At 71.9% G+C, this 25,889-nt stretch carries 26 protein-coding genes; 18 read left to right on the forward strand and 8 right to left on the reverse strand.

Annotated elements, in window-relative coordinates:
- From ACFQQJ_RS15505 to ACFQQJ_RS15530, 6 genes are read left to right on the forward strand one after another with little or no spacing between them, the layout of a single operon-like run.
- Window positions 1-1,119, forward strand: coding sequence for an ABC transporter ATP-binding protein (locus ACFQQJ_RS15505; protein ID WP_377107857.1), 1,119 nt, complete (start codon window positions 1-3; stop codon window positions 1,117-1,119).
- Entirely contained in the window at window positions 1,119-2,033 is a 915-nt protein-coding gene (locus ACFQQJ_RS15510; protein WP_377107859.1) for an ABC transporter permease, read from the forward strand. The genes ACFQQJ_RS15505 and ACFQQJ_RS15510 overlap by 1 nt, the downstream gene beginning before the upstream one ends.
- The gene (locus ACFQQJ_RS15515; protein ID WP_377107861.1) at window positions 2,033-2,827 is read left to right on the forward strand and encodes an ABC transporter permease; all 795 of its coding nucleotides are present in this window, start codon (window positions 2,033-2,035) and stop codon (window positions 2,825-2,827) included. The genes ACFQQJ_RS15510 and ACFQQJ_RS15515 overlap by 1 nt, the downstream gene beginning before the upstream one ends.
- Window positions 2,827-4,071 (forward strand): saccharopine dehydrogenase family protein, encoded by a 1,245-nt coding sequence (locus ACFQQJ_RS15520; protein WP_377107863.1) that lies wholly within the window; start codon window positions 2,827-2,829, stop codon window positions 4,069-4,071. The genes ACFQQJ_RS15515 and ACFQQJ_RS15520 overlap by 1 nt, the downstream gene beginning before the upstream one ends.
- A complete protein-coding gene (gene gabT / locus ACFQQJ_RS15525) occupies window positions 4,068-5,399 on the forward strand; it encodes a 4-aminobutyrate--2-oxoglutarate transaminase (protein WP_377107865.1) in 1,332 nt (443 codons plus the stop codon). The genes ACFQQJ_RS15520 and gabT overlap by 4 nt, the downstream gene beginning before the upstream one ends.
- A 9-nt stretch (window positions 5,400-5,408) precedes the next feature.
- Entirely contained in the window at window positions 5,409-6,866 is a 1,458-nt protein-coding gene (locus ACFQQJ_RS15530) for an NAD-dependent succinate-semialdehyde dehydrogenase (RefSeq protein ID WP_377107867.1), read from the forward strand.
- On the opposite strand, the gene ACFQQJ_RS15535 is transcribed toward ACFQQJ_RS15530, so the two are convergent.
- A complete protein-coding gene (locus tag ACFQQJ_RS15535) occupies window positions 6,833-7,450 on the reverse strand; it encodes a spermidine synthase (RefSeq protein ID WP_377107869.1) in 618 nt (205 codons plus the stop codon). The two genes, ACFQQJ_RS15530 and ACFQQJ_RS15535, sit on opposite strands and share 34 nt — an antisense overlap.
- An 82-nt stretch (window positions 7,451-7,532) precedes the next feature.
- On the opposite strand from ACFQQJ_RS15535, the gene acs reads away from it, so the two are divergent.
- The 4 genes from acs (at window position 7,533) to ACFQQJ_RS15555 (ending at window position 12,291) form a co-directional block, all read left to right on the forward strand.
- A complete protein-coding gene (acs, locus tag ACFQQJ_RS15540) occupies window positions 7,533-9,395 on the forward strand; it encodes an acetate--CoA ligase (protein WP_377107871.1) in 1,863 nt (620 codons plus the stop codon).
- Window positions 9,396-9,608: 213 nt separating this feature from the next.
- Window positions 9,609-10,709 carry a glycosyltransferase 87 family protein gene (locus ACFQQJ_RS15545; protein ID WP_377107873.1) on the forward strand — a complete coding sequence of 367 codons (1,101 nt, stop codon included), beginning with the start codon at window positions 9,609-9,611 and terminating at the stop codon, window positions 10,707-10,709.
- Between the two features lie 99 nt (window positions 10,710-10,808).
- Window positions 10,809-11,789: a DUF2804 domain-containing protein gene (locus ACFQQJ_RS15550; protein WP_377107875.1), complete on the forward strand. Its 981-nt coding sequence runs from the start codon at window positions 10,809-10,811 to the stop codon at window positions 11,787-11,789.
- A 73-nt stretch (window positions 11,790-11,862) separates the two neighbouring features.
- A complete protein-coding gene (locus ACFQQJ_RS15555) occupies window positions 11,863-12,291 on the forward strand; it encodes a VOC family protein (RefSeq protein WP_377107877.1) in 429 nt (142 codons plus the stop codon).
- A gap of 21 nt (window positions 12,292-12,312) precedes the next feature.
- Here the strand turns inward: ACFQQJ_RS15555 and ACFQQJ_RS15560 are convergent, their stop codons facing one another.
- The 3 genes from ACFQQJ_RS15560 to xseA are packed head-to-tail and all read right to left on the reverse strand — an operon-like array spanning window position 12,313 to window position 14,257.
- Window positions 12,313-12,834 carry an RBBP9/YdeN family alpha/beta hydrolase gene (locus ACFQQJ_RS15560; protein ID WP_377107879.1) on the reverse strand — a complete coding sequence of 174 codons (522 nt, stop codon included), beginning with the start codon at window positions 12,832-12,834 and terminating at the stop codon, window positions 12,313-12,315.
- 5 nt (window positions 12,835-12,839) lie between these two features.
- A complete protein-coding gene (locus ACFQQJ_RS15565; protein ID WP_377107881.1) occupies window positions 12,840-13,037 on the reverse strand; it encodes an exodeoxyribonuclease VII small subunit in 198 nt (65 codons plus the stop codon).
- Window positions 13,038-13,039: 2 nt separating this feature from the next.
- On the reverse strand, window positions 13,040-14,257 hold the full coding sequence (gene xseA, locus ACFQQJ_RS15570; protein WP_377107883.1) for an exodeoxyribonuclease VII large subunit: 1,218 nt from the start codon (window positions 14,255-14,257) through the stop codon (window positions 13,040-13,042).
- A gap of 105 nt (window positions 14,258-14,362) precedes the next feature.
- On the opposite strand from xseA, the gene ACFQQJ_RS15575 reads away from it, so the two are divergent.
- From ACFQQJ_RS15575 to ACFQQJ_RS15600, 6 genes are all read left to right on the forward strand, one after another.
- Window positions 14,363-15,325 carry a 4-hydroxy-3-methylbut-2-enyl diphosphate reductase gene (locus ACFQQJ_RS15575; RefSeq protein WP_377107885.1) on the forward strand — a complete coding sequence of 321 codons (963 nt, stop codon included), beginning with the start codon at window positions 14,363-14,365 and terminating at the stop codon, window positions 15,323-15,325.
- Between the two features lie 145 nt (window positions 15,326-15,470).
- Window positions 15,471-16,574, forward strand: a complete 1,104-nt coding sequence (locus tag ACFQQJ_RS15580; protein ID WP_377107887.1) for an ABC transporter ATP-binding protein — start codon at window positions 15,471-15,473, stop codon at window positions 16,572-16,574.
- Window positions 16,571-17,215: an ABC transporter permease gene (locus ACFQQJ_RS15585; RefSeq protein WP_377107889.1), complete on the forward strand. Its 645-nt coding sequence runs from the start codon at window positions 16,571-16,573 to the stop codon at window positions 17,213-17,215. Before ACFQQJ_RS15580 ends, ACFQQJ_RS15585 begins: the two co-directional genes overlap by 4 nt.
- Window positions 17,212-17,940: an ABC transporter permease gene (locus tag ACFQQJ_RS15590; protein ID WP_377107891.1), complete on the forward strand. Its 729-nt coding sequence runs from the start codon at window positions 17,212-17,214 to the stop codon at window positions 17,938-17,940. The genes ACFQQJ_RS15585 and ACFQQJ_RS15590 overlap by 4 nt, the downstream gene beginning before the upstream one ends.
- A 28-nt stretch (window positions 17,941-17,968) precedes the next feature.
- Complete coding sequence (locus ACFQQJ_RS15595) at window positions 17,969-18,892, forward strand: ABC transporter substrate-binding protein (RefSeq protein ID WP_377107893.1); 924 nt, start codon at window positions 17,969-17,971, stop codon at window positions 18,890-18,892.
- A gap of 91 nt (window positions 18,893-18,983) precedes the next feature.
- Window positions 18,984-19,865, forward strand: coding sequence for an EamA family transporter (locus ACFQQJ_RS15600; protein WP_377107895.1), 882 nt, complete (start codon window positions 18,984-18,986; stop codon window positions 19,863-19,865).
- On the opposite strand, the gene ilvA is transcribed toward ACFQQJ_RS15600, so the two are convergent.
- From ilvA to ACFQQJ_RS15615, 3 genes are all read right to left on the reverse strand, one after another.
- Window positions 19,866-21,116 (reverse strand): threonine ammonia-lyase IlvA, encoded by a 1,251-nt coding sequence (gene ilvA / locus ACFQQJ_RS15605; protein ID WP_377107897.1) that lies wholly within the window; start codon window positions 21,114-21,116, stop codon window positions 19,866-19,868.
- A gap of 66 nt (window positions 21,117-21,182) precedes the next feature.
- Window positions 21,183-21,473, reverse strand: coding sequence for a DUF4287 domain-containing protein (locus tag ACFQQJ_RS15610; protein WP_377107899.1), 291 nt, complete (start codon window positions 21,471-21,473; stop codon window positions 21,183-21,185).
- Window positions 21,474-21,506: 33 nt separating this feature from the next.
- Window positions 21,507-23,018 carry a DNA recombination protein RmuC gene (locus tag ACFQQJ_RS15615; RefSeq protein ID WP_377107901.1) on the reverse strand — a complete coding sequence of 504 codons (1,512 nt, stop codon included), beginning with the start codon at window positions 23,016-23,018 and terminating at the stop codon, window positions 21,507-21,509.
- 106 nt (window positions 23,019-23,124) lie between these two features.
- Between ACFQQJ_RS15615 and ACFQQJ_RS15620 the strand changes: the two genes are divergently transcribed.
- Window positions 23,125-23,688, forward strand: coding sequence for a hypothetical protein (locus ACFQQJ_RS15620; protein ID WP_377107903.1), 564 nt, complete (start codon window positions 23,125-23,127; stop codon window positions 23,686-23,688).
- 35 nt (window positions 23,689-23,723) lie between these two features.
- Entirely contained in the window at window positions 23,724-24,983 is a 1,260-nt protein-coding gene (locus ACFQQJ_RS15625; RefSeq protein ID WP_377107905.1) for a M18 family aminopeptidase, read from the forward strand.
- On the opposite strand, the gene ACFQQJ_RS15630 is transcribed toward ACFQQJ_RS15625, so the two are convergent.
- Window positions 24,962-25,870 carry an HAD-IA family hydrolase gene (locus ACFQQJ_RS15630; RefSeq protein WP_377107907.1) on the reverse strand — a complete coding sequence of 303 codons (909 nt, stop codon included), beginning with the start codon at window positions 25,868-25,870 and terminating at the stop codon, window positions 24,962-24,964. The two genes, ACFQQJ_RS15625 and ACFQQJ_RS15630, sit on opposite strands and share 22 nt — an antisense overlap.
- Window positions 25,871-25,889 lie beyond the last annotated feature (19 nt).

Here is a 25,889-nt window from a genome sequence, read left to right on the forward strand (position 1 = left end):
ATGGGCGAGACCACGCAGGGCGAGCTGGAACTCGTCGAGCTGACCCGCCACTTCGACGACTTCGTCGCGGTGGCCGGCATCGACCTCGTCGTGCCGTCCGGTTCCTTCTTCGCACTGCTCGGCCCGTCCGGCTGTGGCAAGACGACCACCCTGCGGATGGTCGCCGGGCTGGAGGAGCCGACGTCGGGACGGATCTTCCTCGGTGGGGACGACATCACCGCCACCCGGGCCTACCAGCGCCGGGTGAACACGGTGTTCCAGAGCTACGCGCTCTTCCCCCACCTGGACGTGCTGGAGAACGTCGGCTTCGGCCTCCGCCAGCTCAAGGTGGCCGACTGGAAGACCAAGGCCATGGAGGCCCTCGAGCTGGTGAAGCTCGCCGACCGCGCCCGGCAGCGGCCGCGGCAGCTCTCCGGCGGCATGCAGCAGCGGGTCGCGCTGGCCCGCGCGATCGTCAACCGGCCCGAGGTGCTGTTGCTGGACGAGCCGCTGGGGGCCCTCGACCTGAAGCTGCGCCGCGAGATGCAGATCGAGCTGAAGCGCATCCAGCAGGAGGTCGGGATCACCTTCATCCACGTCACCCACGACCAGGAGGAGGCCATGACCATGGCCGACACGGTCGCGGTGATGCGGGCGGGGCGCATCGAGCAGCAGGGCACGCCCAACGAGCTCTACGACCACCCGGCGACGGCCTTCGTCGCGAACTTCCTCGGGCAGTCGAACCTGCTCCCGCTGGACGGGTTCAGCGATCCGGGCGGGGAGTTCGTCACCGCCCACGCCCACGGCCACGGGCTCGTGGTCGAGCGGGCCCAGCTCCCGCAGGGGCTGCACCTGGGGCCGGAGATGTCGGCCACGGAATCGCTGGTCCACCTCGGCATCCGCCCGGAGAAGCTCCGCCTGCTCGGGCCGGACAGCCCGCCCAGCGCCAACCGGCTCACCGGCACGGTGACCGACGCGTCCTTCACCGGCGTCGCGACCACCTACCTGGTGGCCATGCCGTGGGCCCAGGAGCTCACGGTCGCGCAGCCGAACGACGGCTCGCCGCGCGCCCGTCCCGGCGACCAGGTCGTCCTCGGGTGGGACCCGCACCAGGCGTTCGTCGTGGCGGGGGCCGACTGATGGCGTTCGCCATCCCGGCCGGCGGTGCGCGCCGGACGCGGACGGCCCGGCGCCGCGGCACCTTCGTGCCGTTCCTGCTGCTCGCGCCGGCCCTGCTGTGGCTGGTGGCGTTCTTCGTCGTGCCGACGGTCTCGCTGGCGTCCCAGTCGCTGCAGACCGGCGACATCGACAACGGCTTCACCCTGACCTGGAACTTCGCCACCTACGCGGACGCGCTGTCGCGCTACTGGCCGCAGTTCCTCCGCTCGATCATCTACGCCGGCTCGGCCACCGTCGGCACCCTGCTGCTGGGCTACCCGCTGGCGTGGTTCATCGCGCACCGCTCGGGGCGGTGGAAGAACACGCTGCTCGTGCTGGTCGTCGCGCCGTTCTTCACCAACTTCCTGATCCGGACGCTGGCCTGGCAGATCATCCTCACCGACCAGGGGCCGGTGGCGCAGTTCTTCCGGAGCACCGGCCTGACCACGGTGCTCCAGGCCGTCGGGCTGACCGAGAACGACTCGCTGCTGAACTCCCAGTTCGCGGTGATCAGCGGCCTGATCTACAACTTCCTCCCGTTCATGGTGCTGCCGCTGTACACGGTGCTGGAACGCCTCGACTCGCGCCTGCTGGACGCCGCCGGCGACCTGTACGCCAACGGGTGGAACACGTTCTGGAAGGTGATCTGGCCGCTGTCGCTGCCGGGCGTGGTGTCGGGAACGCTGCTCACCTTCATCCCCGCGGCCGGCGACTACATCAACTCCAAGCTGCTCGGCAACACCCAGACGGTGATGATCGGCCAGGTCATCGACGCCCAGTTCCTGCGGGTGCTCGACTACCCGACGGCCGCGGCGCTGTCGTTCATCCTGATGTTCGCGATCATCGTGCTCGTGGCGTCCTACGTCCGTGCCGCCGGAACAGAGGAGCTCGTGTGATGGCCTGGCTGCGCCGGAACCTCGTGGTGATCGCCGGACTCCTCGTCCTGGCCTACATCCTGCTGCCGAACCTGGTGGTGACGATCTTCTCGTTCAACAAGCCGAACGGGCGGTTCAACTACGAGTGGAACCAGTTCTCCCTCGACGCCTGGCTCAACCCGTGCGCCAGCGCGGGCATGTGCGAGGCGCTCGGGCTGAGCCTGTGGGTGGCGGTGGCGTCCGCGCTCGCGGCGACACTGATCGGCACGATGGCCGCCTTCGCGCTGGCCCGCTACCGCTTCCGCGGGCGCGCAGCGACGAACCTGCTCGTGTTCTTCCCGATGGCCACCCCCGAGGTGGTCATGGGCTCGTCGCTGCTGACCCTGTTCGTGGCGATGGGCGTGCCGACCGGCCAGATGACGATCCTGATCGCCCACATCCTGTTCACGCTGTCTTTCGTCGTGACCACGGTGAAGGCGCGGGTGTCCTCCCTCGACCCCGCGCTGGAGCAGGCGGCCGCCGACCTGTACGCGCGTCCGTCCCAGGCCTTCTGGAAGGTCACCTTCCCGCTGGTGGCCCCCGGGATCGCCGCCGGCGCCCTGCTGGCCTTCGCGCTCAGCTTCGACGACTACATCGTGACCAACTTCAACGCGGGCGCGTCCACCGTGACGTTCCCGATGTACGTGTGGGGAGCGGCCCAGCGCGGCACCCCGGTGCAGATCAACGTGGTCGGCACCGTCATGTTCTTCGGCGCCCTGGCGATCGTCGGGATCGGCCAGGCGATCGGCGCCAGGAGGAGAAAGGAAGCGCACTGATGCGCGTTTTGGTGGTTGGCGCCGGCGGGGTGGGGGACGCGGTCGCGCGCATCGCCGCCCGGCGGGACTTCTTCGAGCTCATGGTGATGGCCGACTACGACCTCGCCCGGGCCGAGGCCACGGTGGCCGCAGCGGTCGCGGCGGGGGGTGGGGACCGGTTCGTCGCAGCCCGGGTGGACGCCTCGGACGCGGCGTCGGTCGCGGACCTGGCCCGCGCGCACGGCATCACCCACGTGCTCAACGCCGTGGACCCCCGCTTCGTGATGAGCGTGTTCACCGGCGCCTTCGACGCGGGGGCCGACTACCTCGACATGGCGATGAGCCTGTCCCGGCCGCACCCGGAGCGCCCGTACGCCGAAACCGGCGTGAAGCTGGGCGACGAGCAGTTCGCCGAGGGTGGCCGGTGGGCGGCCGCGGGGAGGCTGGCCCTGGTGGGCATGGGCGTCGAGCCCGGGCTGTCGGACGTGTTCGCGCGGTACGCCTCCGACCACCTCTTCAGCGAGATCGACGAGCTCGGCACCCGGGACGGCGCGAACCTCGTGGTGCGCAACGAGGCCGGCGAGGAGATCTTCGCCCCCAGCTTCTCCATCTGGACGACGATCGAGGAGTGCCTCAACCCGCCGGTGGTCTACGAGGAGGGGCGCGGCTGGTTCACCACCCCGCCGTTCAGCGAACCGGAGGTCTTCGAGTTCCCCGAGGGCATCGGGGGCGTGGAGTGCGTGAACGTCGAGCACGAGGAGGTGCTGCTGATGCCGCGCTTCCTGGACGCCAAGAGGGTCACGTTCAAGTACGGGCTCGGCGACGAGTTCATCGGCGTCCTCAAGACCCTCCACGCGCTCGGCCTGGACCGCACGGAACCGGTGCGGGTCAAGGGGGTCGAGGTGTCGCCCCGCGACGTGGTGGCCGCCGTGCTGCCCGACCCGGCGACGATCGGCCCGCGGATGACGGGCAAGACCTGCGCGGGCCTGTACGTGACCGGCACCGGCAAGGACGGCCGGCCGCGGCGCACCTACCTCTACCACGTGGTCGACAACGAGACCTCCATGCGGGAGTTCGGAGCCCAGTGCGTGGTCTGGCAGACCGCGATCAACCCGGTGGTGGCGCTCGAGCTGCTGGCCACCGGCGTCTGGCAGGGCCAGGGCGTGCTCGGGCCGGAGGCGTTCGACGCCGTCCCGTTCCTCGAGCTGCTGGCCGGCGCGGCGCCGTCCGGCTACGCCTCGCCGTGGGGGATGGAGGACCGGTGAAGCAGGAGCGCAGGCTCGTCACAGAGCTGCCGGGACCGGCGTCCCGTGCCCTGGCCGCGCGGCGCAAGGCGGCCGTGTCCGGGGCGGTGTCGGTCGGCAACGAGGTCTACATCGAGCGCGGCGAGGGTGCGATCCTCGTCGACGCCGACGGCAACCAGCACATCGACTTCGGCGCCGGCATCGCCGTGGCCTCGGTCGGCCACGCCGCGCCCGCGGTCGTCGCCGCGGTCGCCGAACAGGCGGCGCGCTTCGAGCACACCTGCTTCATGGTCACGCCCTACGACGGCTACGTGGAGGTGTGCGAGCAGCTCAACCGGCTGACCCCCGGCGACCACGCCAAGCGGACGGCGCTGTTCAACTCCGGCGCCGAGGCGGTCGAGAACGCCGTCAAGGTGGCCCGCGCGTACACCGGCCGGAAGGCCGTCGTCGCGTTCGACCACGCCTACCACGGACGCACGAACATGACCATGGCGCTGACCGCGAAGGTGCAGCCCTACAAGGACGGCTTCGGCCCGTTCGCCCCCGAGGTGTACCGGGTGCCCATGGCCTACCCGTACCGGTGGCCGACGGGTCCCGAGCGCTGCGCGGAGGAGGCGTTCGCCGAGTTCGCCTCGCGGGTGCACGTCCAGGTGGGCGAGCAGCACGTCGCGGCGGTGATCGTGGAGCCGATCCAGGGCGAGGGCGGCTTCATCGTGCCGGCGCCCGGCTTCCTGAAGATGGTGGCCGACTGGTGCACCGAGCACGGCGTGGTCTTCATCGCCGACGAGGTGCAGACCGGCTTCTGCCGCACCGGCGACTGGTTCGCGTCCAGCCATGAGGGGGTGGTGCCGGACGTGGTCACGACGGCGAAGGCCCTCGGCGGCGGCATGCCGCTCGCGGCGGTGACCGGCCGGGCGGAGATCATGGACGCCCCGGTGGTCGGCGGCCTCGGTGGCACCTACGGCGGCAACCCGGTGTCGTGCGCGGCGGCGCTGGCCGCCATCTCGACGATGGAGTCCGAGGACCTGGCCGGGCGTGCACTGCGGGTCGGCGAGCAGGTCACCGCACGCCTGGCGACGCTCGCGCAGGTGTACCCGCAGATCGGCGAGGTGCGCGGGCGCGGCGCGATGCTGGCGATGGAACTGGTCGTTCCCGACGGCTCGAAGCGCCCGGACGCCGCCCTGGCGAAGGCGGTCGTCGCCGGGTGCGCCCGGCGCGGGGTGGTCATGCTCTCCTGCGGCACCTACGGGAACGTGATCCGGATGCTGCCGCCCCTGGTGATCGAGGCATCGCTGGTGGAGGATGCCATGGACGTGCTCGGCGAGGCTCTCGCCGAAGCGCTCGGCTGAGGAGGACGGATGACGCTGCCCGGGTCGGTGCCGACCAAGCTGTTCATCAACGGCGAGTGGCGTGACGCCACCGGCGGGGGAACCTTCGCGGTCGAGGATCCCGCGACCGGCGAGGTGATCGCCGAGGTGGCCGACGCCACGGCGGAGGACGCGAAGACGGCGCTCGACGCCGCGTCCGCCGCACAGGAATCGTGGGGGCGGACGGCGCCGCGCAAGCGGGCCGAGCTGCTGCGCGCCGGCTTCGAGGCGGTCACGGCGCGGGCCGACGAGTTCGCCACCGTGATGACCCTCGAGATGGGCAAGCCGCTGGCGGAGGCGCGCGGGGAGGTGGCCTACGGCGCGGAGTTCCTGCGCTGGTTCTCCGAGGAGGCCGCGCGCATCTACGGCCGCTACTCACCCGCTCCGGACGGCGTCCAGCGCATCCTGGTGACCAAGCGCCCGGTGGGTCCGTGCCTGCTGATCACGCCGTGGAACTTCCCGCTGGCGATGGCGACCCGCAAGAGCGCGCCGGCGCTGGCGGCGGGCTGCACGATGGTGATCAAGCCGGCCGCCCTGACCCCGCTGACCACCCTGCTGTTCACGCAGGTCATGGCCGAGGTGGGCGTGCCGGCCGGGGTGATCAACGTCATCCCGACCAGCCACTCCGGCGCGACGACCAGGCCGTTGTTCGCCGACCCGCGGCTGCGCAAGCTGTCGTTCACCGGGTCCACCGAGGTCGGCCAGGTGCTCTTGCGCCAGGCCTCCGACAACGTCCTTCGCACCTCCATGGAGCTGGGCGGCAACGCCCCGGTGCTGGTCTTCGACGACGCCGACCTCGACGTGGCTGTCGAGGGTGCCTTCAACGCGAAGGTGCGCAACGGCGGCCAGGCCTGCACCGCGGCCAACCGGATCTACGTGCAGGCGGGGGTCGCCGACGAGTTCTCGCGGCGCCTGGCCGAGCGCATGGACGTGCTCCGCGTCGGCCCGGGCATCGAGGACGGCACCCAGCTCGGCCCGGTCATCGACGCGGACGCCCGCGAGCGGATCGGCGCCCTCGTCGCCGATGCCGTGGCCGGGGGTGCGCGGGTGCTCACCGGTGGCCGGGCACTGGACCGTCCGGGGTACTTCTTCGCCCCGACCGTGGTGTCGGGCGTGCCGGCGGGCTCACGGGTGATGACGGAGGAGATCTTCGGCCCGGTGGCGCCGATCGCGACGTTCGCCACAGAGGACGAGGCGGTGGCTGCGGCGAACAGCACGCCGTTCGGCCTGATCTCCTACGTGTTCACCACCGACCTGGCCCGCGCCCTGCGGATGTCCGAGCGCATCGAGACCGGCATGCTGGCGGTGAACTCCGGCGTCATCTCGAACCCGGCGGCGCCGTTCGGTGGCGTGAAGCAGTCCGGGCTCGGCCGTGAGGGCAGCGCCGAGGGCATCGAGGAGTACCTCGAGACGGTCTACGTGGGGATCGCCGACCCGTACGCGCGGTAGAGCACGTACTCGAAGCTCCGCTCGCCGCGGGTGACGGGCACGACGATCGCCTCCACCCGCGCCCCGGCGGCGGCGAGCGCGTCCGCGAGGTCGGGGCTGGCCTGCTCGCACCACACCACGAGCCGGCCGCCCGGGACGAGCGCGCGCAGGCAGTGGGCGAGGAACTGCTCGCGGTAGAGCCGCGCGTTGTGGTCATGGATCAGGAAGGTCGGCCCATTGTCGACGTCCAGCAGGATCGCGTCCCACGCGCCGTGCACGTGGTCGGCGATGTCGCCGGTCACGAGTTCCACGCGGGGGTCGGCGGCCACCCGTCCCAACTGTCCGGTCGCGCCGGCCCGGGCCGCCGCGACGAGCGTGGACGACAGCTCCACGACCCGCACACGTTCGACGCCCGCGGCCAGCAGCCGGGCGGCGGTGTAGCCCAGGCCGAGCCCGCCGACCAGGACGCGGGCGGCGGGCAGGGCCGCGTCGGCGAGCGCCAGCTCGGAGCTCACCTGCGTCGAGTCCATCGCGAAGACGCCGTTGACGATGAGTTCGTCCACGCCGTCGCGGGTGCGCAGCACCACGGCGTCGGTTCCGTCCACGCCTGCACCCTAACGGACGACGAAACAGGGTCTTCCGCGGGTGCGGAGCCGGGGCCTAGGCTCACCCGGTCAAGGAGGATCAATGGACGATGCCATCTACCCGGACCCGTCGTTCGGGGCCGAGGACACCGCGCTGCGCGAGGCCGCCGCTGCCGACCCGATCGGCTTCTGGGCCGACCGCGCCGCAGAACTGGAGTGGTACGAGCCGTGGGAGAAGGTGCTCGACGACACGAACCCGCCGTTCTACAAGTGGTTTACCGGCGCGCGCACGAACATCGTCCACAACTGCATCGACCGCCACCTCTCCGGCCCGTACAAGAACAAGCTCGCGCTCATCTGGGTGGGCGAGAACGGGACGGACTACAAGACCTACAGCTACTTCAGCCTGAACCGCGAGGTCAACCAGATGGCCAACGTGCTCAAGGCGATGGGCGTGGGCCGGGGTGACAAGATCACGATCTACCTGCCGCGGATCCCCGAGGTCGTCTTCGCGATGCTCGCCTGCGCGAAGCTCGGCGCGGTGCACTCGGTGATCTTCGCCGGCTTCTCCGCCGACGCGCTGGCCGACCGCATCGACGACTCGGAGTCGAAGGTGGTGATCACCGCGGACGGCTCCTGGGTGAACGGCGGCATCTTCAAGCTCAAGGACATCGTCGACGAGGCGATCCGCTTCTCCCCGTCCGTGGAGAACGTGATCGTCGTGAAGCGCACCGGCCACGAGGTGGCCATGGACGCGCTCCGCGACCACTGGTACCACGACCTGACCGCGCTGCCGATCGCGAAGGGCGACTGCCCGACCGAGCAGATGGACGCAGAGGACCCGCTGTTCATCCTGTACACCTCGGGTTCCACCGGGAAGCCGAAGGCGATCCTCCACAGCCACGGCGGCTACATGGTGGGCACCTACACGACCCTGAAGTACACCTTCGACATCCGCGACGAGGACCGGTGGTGGTGCACGGCCGACCCGGGCTGGATCACCGGCCACTCCTACCTCGTCTACGGCCCGCTGCTGGCCGGGGCGACCTCGTTCATGTTCGAGGGCGGTCCCACCTACCCCTACCCGAACCGGTGGTGGCAGCTGATCGAGTACTACGGGATCACGACCTTCTACACCGCGCCGACGGCGATCCGGTCGCTGATGCGGTTCGGCGAGGCGTGGCCGAACCGGCACGACCTCAGTTCGCTGCGGCTGCTCGGGTCGGTGGGGGAGCCGATCAACCCGGAGGCATGGCACTGGTTCCACCGGGTGATCGGCAAGGGACGCTGCCCGATCATGGACACCTGGTGGCAGACCGAGACCGGCATGTTCCAGATCTGCCCGACGCCGTCGATGCCGCTGAAGCCGGGCTCGGCGGGCAAGCCCTTCTACGGGCAGGTGGCCGAGATCCTCAACGAGGCCGGCGAGCCGGTGCCTGATGGCGAGGAGGGCTTCCTCGTGCTCACCAAGCCGTGGCCGGGGATGCTGCGGACGCTCTTCAAGGACGACGAGAGGTACGTGAACACGTACTGGTCGAAGTACCCCGGCAAGTACCTCGCGGGCGACTCGGCCCGCCGGGACGCCGACGGCTACTTCTGGGTGATCGGCCGCACCGACGACGTGATCAAGGTGTCCGGGCACCGGCTCGGCACGGCGGAGGTCGAGTCGGCGCTGGTCTCGCACCCGGCGGTCGCCGAGGCTGCGGCGATCGGCCTGCCGCACGAGGTGAAGGGCAACGCGATCCACGCCTTCGTGGTGCTGCGCATGGGCTACGAGGGCAGTCCCCAGCTGGCAGAGGACCTGCGCAAGCACGTCTCGGTGCACCTGTCCCCGATCGCGAAGCCGGACTGGATCGACTTCCCGGACAAGCTGCCCAAGACCCGCTCCGGCAAGATCATGCGCCGGGTGCTGAAGGCCCGCGCGCTCGGCCAGGACGAGGGCGACCTCACCACCCTGGAGGAGTAGCCGGACCGTCGATGGAGCTTGCTGTCCACGGCTGCCGCGCCCCGGTCGCTGGGCGCCGCCGCGTGGGCCCTCCTGACGGTTGAACCGGGTCACGCGCCGGGGTGCTCGATATGGGAGTGTTGGGCAGTCTCGAACCGTCGTCCTTGGGGGGTGGCTGTGCCCAGTCCAACACGAGCCCGCCTCGCCCTCGCTGCTGTCGCCGCAGCGGCTGCCGTGGCCGTGATCGTGGTGGCCGGGATGGCGCCGACGGTCGGCTCCGACTTCCTGGACCTGCGTGTGTACCGGGGCGCGGTCGAGGCCATGCTCAGCGGGCACGGCCTGTATGACTCCGGCCTTCGGTTCGGCGCGGGCGAGTTGTCGTTCCTGTACCCACCGTTCGCTGCGCTGCTCGTCGCCGCGACGCTGTGGATGCCGATCGGCTCAGCCGGGATGGCGTGGCTGCTCGCGCAGATCGGCATGGCAAGTGTGCTCGTCTGGCTGATGCTCAGGCAGAATGGCTCGAGCGCACGGGCGTCGTTGCCGGGGAGCGCGCCGACGGTCCTCCTCGCGCTCGGTCTGTTCATGATGTCCCAACCGGTGCTCGAAGGCTTCGCCTTGGGGCAGATGAGCCTGTTCATCGTGATGCTGAGTACGGTCGACCTGCTGCTCCTGCCGTCCCGGTGGCGCGGTGTACTGGTCGGCGTGTCTGCCGCGATCAAGTTGACGCCGTTGTTCTTCGTCGCGCTGTTCCTGGTGAATCGACAGTGGCGAGCGGCAGCCACGGCGGTCAGTGCTTTCGTCGTCTCCACCGGGCTTGGCTTTGTCGTCCTCCCTGCGGAGTCGTTCGAATACTGGACCAGGGTGGTCTTCGACACGTCGCGCGTGCCGGGCCTCGGGTTCGAGAAGAACCTGACGATTCTGGGGCAGCTGATGTTCTGGGGTGTCCCGGATGCGTGGCAGCGGCCCGCCTGGGTCGTTCTCGCCGCGGTGGTCGCAACGACGGTCCTGTGGAGAGCGCGCCAGCATTGGCGGGCCGAAGAGCGGACAAGTGCGGTGCTGGTGGCCGGAGTCGGCTCCTCCCTGGTGTCTCCCGTCGCCTGGCCGCACCTTTGGGTCTGGCTGCCGATGGTCGCGGTCCACCTGACGATCGCCCCGAAGCGGGCAACGCGGGTTGTCGGCTGGGTCGGGCTGGTGGCGAGCGCATCCTGGTCCCCTGTGTGGCCCCCAGTGACCAGTTCGCCGGGGATCCTGGCCGTCATCGGTTGTGCACCGGTTCTCGTCGGGCTCTGCCTCGCGGTTCTGGGTTTGCCCCGGGAAGCCCGTGTGAGGGTCTGATGCTCGTGGCACGTGTGCAGAGCCCGCCGTCAACGGCGGGTCCGTGCGTCGCCGGTGCGCGTCCCCGGGCTGCGCAGCGCGTCCCGCGATGATGTCCCCATGGAGCGAGAACTCACCGCGCCCGTCTCCCTGACCCGCCCGGACGGCACGCTGAACCCGGAGTCGATCGGCTGGGCGCGCCGGCCGCTGGTGGACACCTCGGGCATCGGGGGACGTCGCGGGTGGCCGCGCAACAAGCGGTGGGAGTACTGGAACGTCGTCACGCCCACCCACGTGCTGGCGCTGACCGTGTCGCACATCGACTACGCCGCCGTCCACGAGGTGTGGGTGTTCGACCGCCGCTCGCAGCAGGCGTGGCCGGCGGCGGCGACCGTCCTGCCGGCGCGGGGGGCCACGCTCCCGGCGAGCCTGGGTGCGGGACCCGCGCGGGCGCGCGCCACCGGGCTCGCCATCGACATCACCCCCGGAGAGGGCACCGTCCGTCTCCGGGCGGAGACCTCCGCCGTGTCGTTCGACGTCACGGTCACCCGTCCGGCCGCCCACGACTGCCTGGCGGTCGTCGTCCCGTGGTCGCGGCGACGGTTCCAGTACACGGTCAAGGACGTCGCGCTGCCCGCCTCCGGGACGCTGGTCATCGACGGGCAGCGCCACGACGTGCCGGCCGGCTCGTGGGCCGTCCTCGACCACGGACGGGGGCGCTGGCCCTACGACGTCGCGTGGAACTGGGGAGCCGGCTCGGGGGTGTCCGGCGGGCACACGATCGGCGTCCAGGTGGGCGGACGCTGGACCGCCGGCACCGGCTCGACGGAGAACGGGATCCTTGTCGACGGCGTGATGCACAAGATCTCCTCAGAGCTCGACTGGCGCTACGACCTGGCCGACTGGCGGCGTCCGTGGCGGGTGACCGGGGGCGGGCTGGACGCGACCTTCACCCCGGAGTACGACCGCCGCGCCTCCTCGAACCTGGTCGTGGTCTCTGCCCGCACCGACCAGTGCTTCGGCACGTGGTCGGGAACGTTCGACGGCCTGGCCTTCGACGGGCTCTACGGGTGGGCGGAGGACGTCCACAACCGCTGGTAGCAGATGATGCACTGCCCGCTGTCAGTGGTGGCCACCAGACTGGGCCCGGACCACGACACGAAGGGGAAGGCCCATGGCACTGCTCAATCCGTACATCTCGTTCCGCGACACGGCGCGCGAGGCGATGGAGTTCTACCGCTCCGTCTTCGGCGGCGAACTCACCGTCGCGACCTTCGGCGAGTACGAGATGCCGGGCATCGGTGAGGATGAGCGCGACAAGGTGATGCACGCCCAGCTCACCACGCCGTCCGGCTTCACTCTGATGGCCGCGGACACGCCGGCGTTCATGGAGCGGACGGCCGGGAACACGATCACCGTCTCGCTCAGCGGCAACGAGCAGGACGAGCTGCGCGGCTACTGGGAGCGGCTCGCCGACGGCGGCACGGTCACGCTGCCGCTCGACCAGTCGCCCTGGGGTGACTCCTTCGGCCAGCTCGTCGACCGCTTCGGGATCGCCTGGATGGTGAACATCGCCGGGACGGCGGCGCCGGCCCAGGGCTGAGCCGGCGGCCCGGGGCGCGCCTCAGAGGCCGGCCACGAACCGGTCGAGCAGCGCCCGTCCCTCGGGCCACGGGCCGCGCCCGGACGCGGTGCTGAGGTGGCCGCCCCGCTCCACCTCGACGAGGTCGGCGCCCAGGAGGGCCGCGGTGTCGCGACTGAAGCCGATCCCGGCGTACGGGTCGTCGGTCGAGGCCACCATCAGCGCCGGGACGGACACCGGGACGGTGGGTCGGGCGAAGCCGGTGATCTCGGGCGGGAACGTGGGCCCCTCGGGGTCGGGCACGGCCACCAGGAAGGCGCCGGCCGCGCCGCCGGGGTGGCGTTCCAGCCAGGCGAGGGCGGTGAGGCAGCCGAGGCTGTGCGCCACGATCACCGCCCCCGGGGTCATCACGGCGTCGAGGGCGGCCACCCAGTCGTCGAACGCCGGCTCGGTCCACGAGCCGGGGGCGGTGCGGACGGCGTCCGGCCCGAGGCCGGCCTGCCACAACGTCTGCCAGTGGCCCTCGTCGGAGTCGAGGTAGCCCGGCGCGATCACGTACCGCACGCGGCTCAGCCCTCCTTGGGACGGGCCGCGTCGATCCGGGCCCGGGCGCCGTCCAGCCACTGCTGGCAGATCGTGGCGAGCTGCTCGCCGCGCTCCCACAGCGCCATCGACTCCGACAGCGGGACGCTGCCCGACTCGAGCGTCCGGACGATCTCGACCAGCTGCTCGCGGGCCTCCTCGTAGCTGGGTTCCGGCGTGGCCATGGCTACTCCTGTGGTGTGGTCTCGGTGACGGTGAGCCCGAGCCGGCCGTCGGCCAGCCGGGCGGTGACGTGGGCGCCGGCCCTCGTCGCGGAGACGCGGTCGACGGTCCGTCCGCTCTCGTCGGCGAGGATCGCGTACCCGCGCTGGAGCGTGGCCTGCGGGGACAGGGCACGGATGCGCTGGAGGGTGTGTTCCAGCCCCAGTCCCTCCTCGCGCAGCCGGGACCCGATCGCGCGGTGCAGGCGGTCGCGGGCGAGCTGGAGGCGCTCGGCGTGCCCGGTCAGGAACGCGCCGGGCTCGCGCAGCACTGGACGGCTGCGCACCTCGTCGAGCCGGCGCTGCTCGGCGTCGATCCGCGCGGTGATCGCCGCGCGGACGCGGCCGCGCGCCGTCCGCACGAGGTCGGCCTCCGCCGCGGCGTCGGGGACGACGCGCTTGGCGGCGTCCGTCGGCGTCGACGCGCGCAGGTCGGCGACCAGGTCGATGATCGGGGTGTCGGTCTCGTGGCCGATCGCGCTCACCACGGGGGTGCGGCAGGCGAACACGGCGCGTGCCAGCGCCTCGTCGCTGAAGGGCAGGAGATCCTCCAGCGAGCCGCCCCCGCGGGCGACGATGATCACGTCCACCTCCGGGTGGGCGTCGAGGGCGCGCAGCGCGCCGACCAGCTGCTCCGTGGCCTGCGGGCCCTGCATCAGCGAGTGGCGCACCTCGACGACGGCCGCCGGCCAGCGGCGCGCGATGTTCTCCACGACGTCGCGCTCCGCGGCGCTCTGGGCCCCGGTGACCAGCCCGACGCGGCGCGGGAGGAAGGGCAGGCGTTTCTTCCTCGCCGGGTCGAACAGGCCCTCGGCCTGGAGCATCCGCTTGCGCTGTTCGATCGCCGCCAGCAACCGGCCCTCGCCGGACGGACGCAGCTCGCTGCACTGGAAGGTGAGGTCGCCCGACTTCGTCCACAGCGTCGGGCGGATCCGGGCCGCGACGATGGTGCCCTCGGTGAGCGGGCCGGCGGCGTCCAGCGCCGCGGAGGAGGTGGAGATGCGCACCGACACCTCCGCCAGGGTGTCCCGCATGGTCAGGAACTGGGTCGGGCCCGAGCGTCGCTTGATCTCGATCAGCTGGCCCTCCACCCAGACCTCGCCGAGGCGTTCCACCCAGTTCTTGGTCGCCTGCACCACCGCCCGCAGCGGCTGCGGCTGCTCCGGCGAGCTGGTCATGGCCATGCACGCAGGCTAGCGGTCGGCACCGACTCCCTCACCCCGTCCCTGCGCTCGGGCCCCGCCGCTTCCCCAGGCGGGGCCGAGGGAGCGCCACGTAGACTGGCGGCCATGTCCCCAAGCAAGCGAGTCGTGGTCGCCGCACCCCGTGGCTACTGTGCCGGTGTCGACCGGGCGGTGGTCACCGTCGAGCGGGCGCTCGACGTGTACGGCCCGCCGGTCTACGTCCGCAAGCAGATCGTCCACAACCGTCACGTGGTCGAGGACCTCGAGGCCCGCGGCGCGATCTTCGTCGAGGAGCTGGCTGAGGTGCCGGCCGGCGCCACGGTGGTGTTCTCCGCGCACGGGGTCTCGCCGGCGGTGCACGCCGAAGCCGCCGAGCGGGGCCTCAAGACCATCGACGCCACCTGCCCGCTGGTCACCAAGGTGCACAACGAGGCCCGGAGGTTCGCCTCCCAGGGCGTGCAGATCCTGCTGATCGGCCACGCCGGGCACGAGGAGGTCGAGGGCACCACCGGTGAGGCGCCCGACCACATCACCCTCGTCCAGCACCCCGACGACGTGGACGCCGTGGAGCTCGATCCCGGCAAGGTCGCCTGGCTCAGCCAGACCACCCTGAGCGTCGACGAGACCTGGGAGACGGTCGGCCGGCTGCGCGAGAAGTTCCCCGCCCTGATCGACCCGCCCAGCGACGACATCTGCTACGCCACCCAGAACCGGCAGTCGGCGGTCAAGCAGATCGCCGCGCACTCCGACCTGGTGATCGTGGTGGGCTCGCGCAACTCGTCGAACTCGGTGCGCCTGGTCGAGGTCGCGATCGAGGCAGGGGCGAAGGCCGCCTACCGCGTGGACAACGCCGGCGAGATCGACCCCGCCTGGCTCGAGGGCGTCGACGCGGTAGGGGTCACCTCGGGCGCCTCCGTGCCCGACGCGCTCGTGCAGGGCGTCCTCGACTACCTGACCGCACAGGGTTTCCCGGAGGCCGTCGAGGAGCGGCTGACCGAGGAGAACCTCGTCTTCGCCCTCCCCCCGGAGCTGCGCAAGGACCTCCGGCGCAAGGCGGACGGGGACTGAGCCCGGCCGGGCGGAACGATTCCGGGCGCCGGGGTGTTACCCACGACGTGATCCTCGCCGCGGCTCCACTGTCGGTGGCCGGGTGCATGATCGATACCAGCTGTACCGCCGTCACTGGTCCGCCACGTCGAGGAGGGAGGCCGGCATGATCCGTTTCACCGACGTCACCAAGGTGTACCCGGGCGGGACGGTCGCCGTCGGCGGCCTCAGCCTGCGTGCGCCGAGCGGGAAGATCACCGTCCTCGTCGGTCCTTCGGGCTGCGGCAAGACCACCTCGCTGCGGATGATCAACCGGATGATCGAGCCGACCAGCGGCACCATCGAGATCGACGGCCGCGACACCTCTGGCCTCGAGCCGAACGAGCTGCGCCGCGGCATCGGCTACGTGATCCAGAGCGGCGGGCTGTTCCCGCACCGCACGATCCTCGACAACATCGCCACGGTGCCGCTGCTCCTGGGCTGGGACCGGCGGAGGGCCCGCGCTCGCGCGCACGAGCTGCTGGAGCGGGTCGGTCTCGCGCCGGAGCTCGGCCGCCGCTACCCGAACCAGCTCTCCGGCGGCCAGCAGCAGCGCGTCGGCGTCGCCCGGGCACTCGCCGCCGATCCTCCCGTGATGCTCATGGACGAGCCCTTCAGCGCCGTCGACCCCGTGGTCCGCGAGCAGTTGCAGGACGAGTTCCTCCGGCTCCAGGCCGACATCGGCAAGACCATCGTCTTCGTCACCCACGACATCGACGAGGCGATCAAGCTCGGCGACCAGGTCGCCGTCCTGCGCGTCGGGGGGACGCTGGCCCAGCTCGCCGCCCCGGCCGACCTGCTCGCCGACCCGGCCGACGACTTCGTGGCCGACTTCCTCGGACGCGACCGCGGCTACCGCGGGCTCGCCTTCACCGAGGCCCCCGCACTGCCGGTCACCCGCGAGCCCACCGTGCGGCTGGGCGCCGGTGCGGACGAGGCCCTCCGCGTCGCCGCGGGCGAGGAGTGGCTGCTGGTGGTGGATGCGGACGGGGCGCCCGCCGGCTGGGTGCGTCCCTCGGCGCTGGTCGCGCCGGTCGGCCCCGACGACCTCCACCGCGGCGGTACCGTCGCCCGGGTCGGGGGCTCCCTGCGGGCCGCGCTGGACGCCGCGCTGTCCGCGCCGAGCCGGCGCGGCGTCCTCGCCGACGACGAGGGACGCCTGGTGGGCACCGTCCGCGCGCAGGACGTCCTCGCCGAGATCGAGCGCGAGCCGTCGGAGGCCGCCTCGTGAACTGGCTGCTGACGCACCTCGACGAGGTCGGCGGACTCATGGTCACCCATGCGGTCCTCTCGGTGATCCCGCTGGTGATCGGGCTCGTCGTGGCCGTCCCCCTGGGCTGGCTGGCGTGGCGCTACCGGCTGCTGCGCACCCCGCTCGTCGCCGGCACCGGCCTGCTCTACACGATTCCGTCGCTGGCCCTGTTCATCCTGATGCCCCTCGTGCTGGGCACGGGCATCCTCGACCCGCTCAACGTCGTGGTCGCCCTCAGCGTCTACACGGTCGCGCTGCTGGTGCGGACGGTGGCCGACGGCCTGGCGTCGGTGCCGGACGAGGTGCTCCAGGCGGCCACGGCCATGGGGATCGGGCCGTTGCGCCGGTTCTTCGGCGTCCAGCTCCCGCTCGCCGTCCCGGTGATCGCCGCAGGACTGCGGGTCGCGGCGGTGAGCAACGTGTCGATCGTGTCGGTGGCGGCCCTGCTCGGCATCGCCCAGCTGGGCTCGCTGTTCACCGACGGCTTCGCCCGCAACTTCCTCGACCCGATCATCGTGGGCATCGTGGCGTGCATGGTGCTGGCGCTGGCGCTCGACCTGGCGATCCTCGCGGTCAGCAGGGCGGTCACGCCCTGGCTGCGGGTGGGGAGCCCCGCATGAACCTGTTGTGGACGTGGCTGGTCGACCCGGCGCACTGGCAGGGCGACGACGGCATCCCCGTGCGCATCGCCGAGCACCTCGCCTACTCGGGCGTCACGCTGCTGCTGGCCGCGGCGATCGGCGTCCCGCTGGGGCTGTGGGTGGGCCACACCGGACGCGGGCGCGTGCTCGTGGTGAACCTGGTGAACGGCATGCGCTCGGTGCCGACGCTCGGCCTGCTCTTCGTCGCCGTGCTGGTGGTAGGGCCGCTGCTGGCCGGAGACATCGCCTTCGTCGTCCCGGCGATCTTCGTGCTCGTCGTGCTGGCCGTCCCGCCGATCCTCGCCGGGGCGTACGCCGGGGTGGAGGGTGTCGATCCGGGCGCACGGGACGCCGCCCGCGGCATGGGCATGCGGCCCCTCGAGGTGCTGGCGAAGGTGGAGGTGCCGTGCGCCCTCCCGCTGATCTTCAGCGGCCTGCGTTCGGCCGCGCTCCAGGTGGTGGCGACAGCCACGCTGGCGGCGTCGGTGAGCCTGGGCGGCCTCGGCCGCTTCCTCATCGACGGCCAGGCCTACCGCGACTACGGACAGATGGCCGGCGGTGCGCTGCTGGTGGCGGTGCTCGCGATGCTGGTCGACCTCGTCCTGGCCGGCGTCCAGCGCGTCGCGGTGTCTCCCGGCCTGGCGCCCGTCCCGACGTCGCGCCGCACCGGCCGGCTCTCCCGGCTCGTCCCCACCACGACCTGATCGACCCCACAAGGAAGAAGGAAGAGAGATGAAACACCTCGCGATCGTGACCGCGGCCGTCGCCTCCCTGGCGCTGACCGCCTGCTCCTCGGGCAACCCGCTGGCCAGCTCCGCCCCGGCGAGCTCCGCACCTGCGAGCAGCGCCGCGGCGGTCTCCGTCGTGGTCGGCTCGGCCAACTTCCCCGAGAGCGAACTGCTGGCCGAGATCTATGCCGGGGCACTGAAGGCCAAGGGCGTCCAGGTGACCCCGAAGCTGAACATCGCCTCGCGCGAGACCTACGTCCCGGCCCTGCAGAACGGGGAGATCGACCTGATCCCCGAGTACACCGGCGCCTTCGCCACCTACCTGAACGCTGACGCCGACACCTCCACCGAGGAGGCCGCGCTGGCGTCGCTGAAGGCCGCGCTGCCGGACACCCTGGAGGCGCTCGAGCCGGCGTCCGCGCAGGACAAGGACTCGATCACGGTCACCCGGGAGACCGCGGACACCTACCAGCTGAAGACCATCGAGGACCTCGTCCCGGTGGCCAAGGACCTGGTGCTCGGCGGCCCGCCGGAGTGGAAGAACCGTGCGGCCGGTGTCCCGGGGCTGAAGAAGGTCTACGGGCTGGAGTTCAAGAGCTTCAAGGCTCTCGACGTGGCCGGCCCGCTGACCGTCCAGGCGCTGAAGAACGGCCAGGTGCAGGCGGCCAACCTGTTCACCACCGACCCGTCGATCAAGGCCAACGACTTCGTCTCGCTCGAGGACACCAAGAGCTTCTTCGGCGCCCAGAACGTGATCCCGGTGATCACAAAGAGCAAGGCGACGCCCGAGGTGGTCGCGGCGCTGAACGCCGTGTCGGCCAAGCTCGACACCGACACCCTCGCCGGGCTGGTGACCAAGGTCGTCGTCGACAAGCAGGACGCCGCAGCGGTGGCCGGCGAGTGGCTGAAGGCCAACGGCCTGGTCTGACCCCGGATGGTCGGGATGGCTCCCCGGCGCTCGCTGCGGAGCCACCCGGCCGCGCACACAGGCGTAGCCTCCCTCCAGGAGGACTGGTCCGGTGTGGGTGGGATTCGCGTTCGGCTCGGCGGTGCTCGCCGGCCTGACGGCGGTGCTGGCCAAGATCGGCGTCCGGAACACCGACTCCACCCTGGCGACCGCGATCCGGACCGTGGTGGTGCTGGTCGCGTCGTGCCTGATGGTGCTCGTCGTCGGGTCGCAGTCGCAGCTGGCCCACCTGTCGGCGTCGACGCTGTGGTTCCTCGTGCTCTCGGGGCTGGCGACGGGAGCGTCCTGGCTGTGCTACTTCCGGGCACTCCAGCTCGGCGAGGTGAACCGGGTGGCCCCGGTCGACCGCTCCAGCCTCCTGCTCACGGTGGTTTTCGCGATGGTCTTCCTCGGCGAGACCCAGCACCTGGAGACCCGGCTGCCCGGTCTGGCGCTGATCGGCGTCGGCACCTGGCTGATGGCAACCAACGGCAGGGCGGCGGAGGAACAATCCGGCCCACAGCCCGATGCGGTACCCGGGCAGGGCTGGCTGCCGTGGGCGATCGGGTCGGCGGTCTTCGCCGCGCTCACCGCGATCCTCGGCAAGGTGGGCATCAGCGAGGTCGAGTCGAACCTGGGCACCGCGATCCGGACCGTGGTGGTGCTCGTGATGGCCTGGCTGATGGTGCTCGTGTCGGGCCGGCGGCACCGCCTCCGGGTGCCGCGGCGCGACCTGCTGTTCATCGTGCTCTCGGGGCTGGCCACCGGCGCGTCGTGGCTGTGCTACTTCCGCGCGCTGCAGGAGGGACCGGCGAGCGTGGTCGTGCCGATCGACAAGCTCAGCATCGTGTTCACGGTCGCCTTCTCGCTGTTCGTGCTCAAGGAGCGGCTCTCCGGCCGGTCCGCCCTCGGCCTGGCGCTGCTCGTCGGTGGCACGCTGGCGATGCTCGCCTGATCAGACCAGGAAGCGGTAGAAGGGGCTGTCGGAGGCGACCACCTCGAACGTGATCGGGCTGGCGTCCATCTTCATCAGCAGGTCGCCGAACGAGGCCGGGTCGCCCAGCTCGATCCCGACCAGCGCCGGGCCGGTCTCGCGGTTGCTGCGCTTGACGTACTCGAAGTGCGTGATGTCGTCGTCCGGCCCGAGCACCTCGTCGAGGAACCGCCGCAGGGCGCCCGGCTCCTGGGGGAAGTTGACCAGGAAGTAGTGCTTACGACCCTCGTACACCAGCGAGCGCTCGAGGATCTCCGCGTAGCGGGAGACGTCGTTGTTGCCGCCGGACACGATCACCACGACCGTCTGGCCGGGCTCGGGCTGGAACAACCCCAGGCTCGCCGCGGCGAGGGCGCCCGCGGGCTCGGTCACGATGCCCTCGATCTGGTACAGCGCGAGCATCTCCGAGCAGATACGGCCCTCCGGCACCGGGTAGAGCGCCGGTCGCCACCGCTCCACCACGCGGTAGGTCACGTCACCCGCCCGGCGGACGGCGGCGCCGTCCACGAAGGTGTCGAGCGAGGCGAGCTCCACCGGCCCGCCGGCGGCCACCGCGGAGATCATGGACGCGGCCCCCGACGGCTCGGCCCCCACGACCTTCGTGCCGGGGTGTCGCTCGCCGAGGTAGGCCAGGCAGCCGGAGATCATGCCGCCACCGCCCACCGGCGCCACCAGCACGTCGGGTGCAGAGCCGAACTGCTCGACGATCTCGAGCGCCACGGTGCCCTGCCCGGCGATCGTGCGGACGTCGTCGAACGCCGGCACCACCGTCGCGCCCGTCCGCCCCGCCTCGCGCAGCGCTGCCTCGGCCGCGTCGTCGTAGGTGTCGCCGGTGACGGCGAGCTCCACCAACCCTTCGCCGAGGGCCAGGATCCGCTGCCGCTTCTGGCGCGGCGTGGTGGCCGGCACGAAAATGCGCCCGCGGATGCCGAGCCGCGCACAGGCGTACGCCACACCCTGGCCGTGGTTGCCGGCGGACGCGCACACCACGCCGGCCGCCCGCTGCTGCTCGTCGAGCTGGGAGATCAGGTTGTAGGCGCCGCGGATCTTGTACGAGCGGACCGGCTGGAGATCCTCGCGCTTCAGCCACACGGACGCGCCGGTGGCGGCGCTGAGTCGCTCGTTGAACTGGAGCGGGGTACGGGTGACCACGCCGGCCAGCCGCTCCGCGGCCTGCTCCACCGCCCGGGCATCGATCGTCACGCGGCTCATTGTGCACCGGCCCGCCGCCCGCGGACGGCGCGCACGCCGGGCGACCCGCGCCGGTGAGACGCGGCGTCAGCGGTGGGGGTTGGTGGCCTTCCCGTCGAGCCACAGGGTGTCGGACGGGTCGGAGTGCGTACCGCCGGAGTTCACGTGCCGGTCGCTGATCACCGGGCCCTTGGTGATGACGTGGACGAGCGCCATGGCGTGCCCGCGTCCCAGGCCGTGGTCGGCGGCGAGCCAGGCGACGATCTCACCGGCCTTCGTCGACGGGCCGAACCCCTTCTGCGCGGCAAGGTCGACGAGCTGGCGCGGGGTCAGCCCCGTCTTGTCCTCGATGGTGTCGAGATACGCCTGGAACGACATCGGACCTCCTCCGCCCGGCGCGCGTGCGCCGGCTCAGGCAGTCTGTACCCCGCCCTCGGCCGGCGTCGAGTGCTCGCGGACCAGCAGGTCGTCCAACGCCGGCTGCGGGCGGGCCAGCAGCTCCTCGCTGCTGCGGCGCCCGATGAGGGGTGTGACCAGGGCCGCGTCCTCCACGAGCTCGGTGGCGGTGATCGGCCGCACGGCGGCGTCCGAGCCGTTGACCGCGGGGAGCTGCTTCTCGGTCACCTTCAGTTCACGGAGCTTGCGGGCGGCCGGGAACACCCGTCCCTCGATGGACCCGACGGCGTCGTTGTACGCGCCGACCGCGGACGTGAGGGAGCGGCCCACCTTGTCGAAGTGCTTGCCGAGGGTGCCCAGGCGGTCGTACAGCTCCCGGCCCACGCTGAACACCTCCTGCGCCGACTCGGCGAGAGCCGCCTGGCGCCAGGAGAAGGCGATGGTCTTCAGCATCGCGATCAGCGAGCTCGGGGTGGCCAGCATGACCGCGCGCTCGGAGGCGTACTCCAGGAGCGAGGGCAGCTGGTTGAACGCCTCCGCCGCCAGGGCCTCGCTGGCGAGGAAGAGCACGACGAACTCCGGGGTGCCCCCGCCGTCGGCCTTGTAGTAGTCCTTGCGGGACAGCTGGTCGACGTGGGTCTGCACGTTCTTCGCGAACTGGCCGAGCAGCCGGGCGCGGTCGCCCGCGTCCTCGCTCTCCTGCGCGTCGAGGAAGGCGCTGAGCGGCACCTTCGAGTCCACGTAGATGAACCGGCCCTCGGTGAGCGTCACCTTCAGATCGGGACGGATCGTCGCCCCGGTCGTGGTCTGGGTGGTCTGCTGCTGGACGAAGTCGCAGTGCTCCACCATGCCCGCGAGCTCCACCACCCGCTTGAGCTGGAGCTCGCCCCAGGCACCCCGGACCTGCGGCTTGCGCAGGGCGGTGACCAGCGCGGCCGTCTCGCGCCGCAGCGTCTCGCCGGTGAGCTTCACCTCGCTGACCTGGTTGCGCAGGTCGGTGGCCATCGCCACCCGCTCCTTCTCCACCTCGGTGAGGCGGTCGTTGAAGCGCTGGAGGCTCTCCCGCACCGGGGTGAGCAACTGGTCGGTGGCCTGCTGACGGGCCTGCGCGGACTCGTCGAGCCGGCGTGCCTGGTGTTCTGCGGTCTCCGCGGACAGCGCCTTGAACTGCGCGACCAGCTGCTCGCGGTCGGCGGCGATCTCCTCCGCGCGCCGCACGGCGGCGTCGCGCTCGGCGCGGCTGCCCGCGACCTCCGCGCGTGCCTCGGCCAGGTCGGCGAACGCGGACGCCCGCTCGGCGCGCGCCTGGGCCGCCTCGCCCTGCGCCACCGCGACGCCGAGCTGCACGCGCGCGGTCTCCGCGCGTGCCTGGGCTGCCTCTGCCCGTGCCTGCGCAGCCTCCGCCCGGGCCCGCTCGGCCTCCGCGTCCTGCGCCGAGGCGTCGCTGCGCGTGCGGGCGCGAACCAGCACCCACGTGAGAAGGGCACCCACGAGCATGCCCACGACCAACCACGCCAACGACTCCATGGCTCGATCTTGCCGGTCGCCTCCGACAGTTCCGCTGAGGCTCGCTCGGGGGCGGCCGGATGCGGGTCGAATACACTCCCCGCGAGGTCGAAGAAGGGCGGGGACGGTGGACGGTGCCGAGGACGGTGACGCCGGGCTGCCGGCCGACGCATCGCGCGTGCCGCTTCCGGCGGGGCTCGTCGCGGTCCCCGCGCACGGCGCCGGGGCCGTCGGCGCGCTGCTGAAGCGCCCGGCCCGGTGGTGGCTGTGGGTGAAGGGGGCGGCCTGGGCCGCCGGCGCCGTGCTCGGCGTCTCGCTCGCCGTCCGCAACGCCGCGTCGCCGTGGGGTGTGGCCCTCGCTCTCCTGATCACGGCCGTCTGCGCGGTGATGGCCGGCGGCGACCTCGCCCTGGCGGTGCGCGGCGGGCGTCCGGTGCTCGTGGTCGACGCGACGGACCTGCACGTCCTGGTGTTCTTCAGCCGGGTCTCGGTGCGGCTGTCGGCGATCACCCGGATCCGCGTCTACCGCAGGGACATGGTGATCACCGCGCCGGGAGGCATCGCCCACCGCGGGCGGCCGGGCCGGGCCCGCTCGACGAGCCTGGGCAACCTGCGCGTGCTGGAGGTGAGCGGGGAGGATCTGGCCGGCTACCTCTCGGCGAGGGCGGACGCGGCCGGCGCGCCCCGCTGAGCGGGCTGTCGCCCCGAAGGTGCAGACTGGGCGCCATGCCCGACGCCACCGCAGCACAGGACCTCGCCGCCTTCGTCTCCGCCTCCCCGTCCAGCTACCACGCCGCGGCGGAGGCCGTCCGCAGGCTGTCGGAGGCCGGCTTCACCGAGCAGCGCGAGACCGACCCGTGGCAGGCGGGCGGTGCGCGGTACGTCGTCCGCGACGGCGCGGTCATCGCCTGGCGCACCCCGGAGGCGGTGGACGGGCCGGTCGGCTTCCGCATCGTCGGCGCCCACACCGACTCCCCGGGCTTCAAGCTGAAGCCGGAACCGTCCTCGTACGCGTTCGGCTGGTCGCAGGCCGGCATGGAGGTGTACGGCGGCCCGCTGCTGAACTCGTGGCTCGACCGCGAGTTCGGCCTGGCGGGACGGGTGGTGACGCGCACCGGCGAGGTGCACCTGGTGTCCACGCCGCCGTGGCTCCGCGTCCCGCAGGTCGCGCCGCACCTGGACCGCAGCGTCAACGACAACCTGCACCTCGACCGGCAGGCGAGCCTGAAGCCGGTGTTCGGCACCGCCTCCCTCGACGTGCTGTCCGCCGTGGCCGGCCTGCTGGGGCTGCACCGCGACGAGATCGACTCCCACGACCTGTTCTCCGCGGTCGCGGAGGCGCCGGCGATCATCGGCGTGACGGGGGAGTTCCTCGCCTCCCCGCGCCTGGACAACCTCTCCAGCGTCCACGCGGGCGTGGTCGCGCTGACCGGCACCCCGGCCTCCGGGCAGGTGCAGGTGCTGGCCTGCTTCGACCACGAGGAGATCGGCTCGGACTCCCGCAGCGGCGCGTCCGGGCCGTTCCTGGAGAGCGTCCTGCTGCGCATCGCGGACGGGCTGGGCTGGGGCAGCGACGGCTACCACCGGGCGCTGGCGGCGTCTTTCGTGATCTCGGCGGACGCGGGCCACGCGATCCACCCGAACTACCCCCACCTGCACGACCCCGACCACCGGCCGACGGTGAACGGCGGGCCGCTGCTGAAGGTGAACGCCAACCAGCGCTACACGACCGAAGGTCCCTCGGCCGCCCGGTGGCTGCGCGTCTGCCGGGCCGCCGGCGTGCCCACCCAGCCGTTCGTCTCGAACAACGCCGTGCCGTGCGGGTCGACGATCGGCCCCCTCACCGCGACCCGCCTGGGCATCGAGAGCGTGGACGTGGGCATCCCGCTGCTCAGCATGCACTCCGCGCGCGAGCTGTGCGGCACGCAGGACCCGCAGTGGCTGGCCCAGGCGCTGACCGCGTTCTACGCCGGCGCGGACACCTGAGTGGCCCGCTCCAGCGGGAGCGGGACGAACAGGTGCGGGAAGCCGTCCTCGACGACGATCGGCAGGCCGTCCGGCTCGAGCCGCAGCAGGACGAGGTCGTCGTCGGCGAGGTCGGAGTAGAAGCGCTCCCGGGTGCGGGTGAGCTGCCCGGCGAAGGAGAGGTGCACGAACCCCTCGGCGTCGTACCCGAGGCCCCGTCCCGACCACGGGTAGGAGCCGGTCGCGAGGGCCCGTTCCCACTCCTCGCGCGGCGCCCAGTGGTACACGGGGACGGAGAGTGCCCGTCGCGGGGGCAACAGCCCGAGCGCGACGAGGTCGTCGCGGAGTGCGTCCGCGGTGCGGAAGTGGAGGCCGTGCAACCCGAACGCACGGGCGGCGGCGACGTTGGCGGGGGAGTCGTCGACGAACACCGTCGCGGCGGGCTCGAACCCCGCGCGCTCGCAGGCGATCGCGAAGATCCGCGGGTCGGGCTTGATGACGCCCTCGCGCCCGGACACGACGATGTCGCGGAAGCGTCCCAGGATCCCGAACCGCTGCCGGGCGTACGGGAACAGTTCCCCTGACCAGTTGGTCAGAGCGGTGGTCGGGACGCCGGCCTGGCCGAGTTCTGCGATCACGGCGCCCGTGCCGGGCACCATGCCGGTGAGCGTGGCGGCGAAGTGCGATCGGTAACCGCGGATGGCCACCTCGTCGCCGGGGTGGAGGGAGACCAGTTCGTCCTCGGCGGCGGCGAGGCTGTCGCGCCCGTCGTTGCCGCGGTTCCACTCGTGGAAGCCGATCCGCTCCATCAGGCGCGGCACCTCCGCCGCGTCCACCACCTGCTCGAAGGCCCGCTCGGGCACCCACTCCAGCACGACCCCGCCGAGGTCGAAGATCACCGCGTCCACGCACCCATCCTGTCGCAGG

This window comes from Propionicimonas sp. T2.31MG-18 (assembly GCF_964266745.1).
Classification (GTDB): Bacteria; Actinomycetota; Actinomycetes; order Propionibacteriales; family Propionibacteriaceae; genus Propionicimonas.

Excerpts from the sequence above, each read along its gene's own strand:
- ACFQQJ_RS15520 (WP_377107863.1), top strand. The coding sequence starts at position 2,827 with ATGCGCGTTTTGGTGGTTGGCGCCGGCGGGGTGGGGGACGCGGTCGCG.
- ACFQQJ_RS15565 (WP_377107881.1), bottom strand. The coding sequence starts at position 13,037 with ATGGCCACGCCGGAACCCAGCTACGAGGAGGCCCGCGAGCAGCTGGTC.
- xseA (WP_377107883.1), bottom strand. The coding sequence starts at position 14,257 with ATGGCCATGACCAGCTCGCCGGAGCAGCCGCAGCCGCTGCGGGCGGTG.
- ACFQQJ_RS15515 (WP_377107861.1), top strand. The coding sequence starts at position 2,033 with ATGGCCTGGCTGCGCCGGAACCTCGTGGTGATCGCCGGACTCCTCGTC.
- ACFQQJ_RS15615 (WP_377107901.1), bottom strand. The coding sequence starts at position 23,018 with ATGGAGTCGTTGGCGTGGTTGGTCGTGGGCATGCTCGTGGGTGCCCTT.
- ACFQQJ_RS15610 (WP_377107899.1), bottom strand. The coding sequence starts at position 21,473 with ATGTCGTTCCAGGCGTATCTCGACACCATCGAGGACAAGACGGGGCTG.
- ACFQQJ_RS15575 (WP_377107885.1), top strand. The coding sequence starts at position 14,363 with ATGTCCCCAAGCAAGCGAGTCGTGGTCGCCGCACCCCGTGGCTACTGT.
- ACFQQJ_RS15505 (WP_377107857.1), top strand. The coding sequence starts at position 1 with ATGGGCGAGACCACGCAGGGCGAGCTGGAACTCGTCGAGCTGACCCGC.
- acs (WP_377107871.1), top strand. The coding sequence starts at position 7,533 with ATGGACGATGCCATCTACCCGGACCCGTCGTTCGGGGCCGAGGACACC.
- ACFQQJ_RS15555 (WP_377107877.1), top strand. The coding sequence starts at position 11,863 with ATGGCACTGCTCAATCCGTACATCTCGTTCCGCGACACGGCGCGCGAG.
- ACFQQJ_RS15530 (WP_377107867.1), top strand. The coding sequence starts at position 5,409 with ATGACGCTGCCCGGGTCGGTGCCGACCAAGCTGTTCATCAACGGCGAG.
- ACFQQJ_RS15590 (WP_377107891.1), top strand. The coding sequence starts at position 17,212 with ATGAACCTGTTGTGGACGTGGCTGGTCGACCCGGCGCACTGGCAGGGC.
- ACFQQJ_RS15580 (WP_377107887.1), top strand. The coding sequence starts at position 15,471 with ATGATCCGTTTCACCGACGTCACCAAGGTGTACCCGGGCGGGACGGTC.
- ACFQQJ_RS15595 (WP_377107893.1), top strand. The coding sequence starts at position 17,969 with ATGAAACACCTCGCGATCGTGACCGCGGCCGTCGCCTCCCTGGCGCTG.
- ACFQQJ_RS15625 (WP_377107905.1), top strand. The coding sequence starts at position 23,724 with ATGCCCGACGCCACCGCAGCACAGGACCTCGCCGCCTTCGTCTCCGCC.
- ACFQQJ_RS15550 (WP_377107875.1), top strand. The coding sequence starts at position 10,809 with ATGGAGCGAGAACTCACCGCGCCCGTCTCCCTGACCCGCCCGGACGGC.
- ACFQQJ_RS15510 (WP_377107859.1), top strand. The coding sequence starts at position 1,119 with ATGGCGTTCGCCATCCCGGCCGGCGGTGCGCGCCGGACGCGGACGGCC.
- ilvA (WP_377107897.1), bottom strand. The coding sequence starts at position 21,116 with ATGAGCCGCGTGACGATCGATGCCCGGGCGGTGGAGCAGGCCGCGGAG.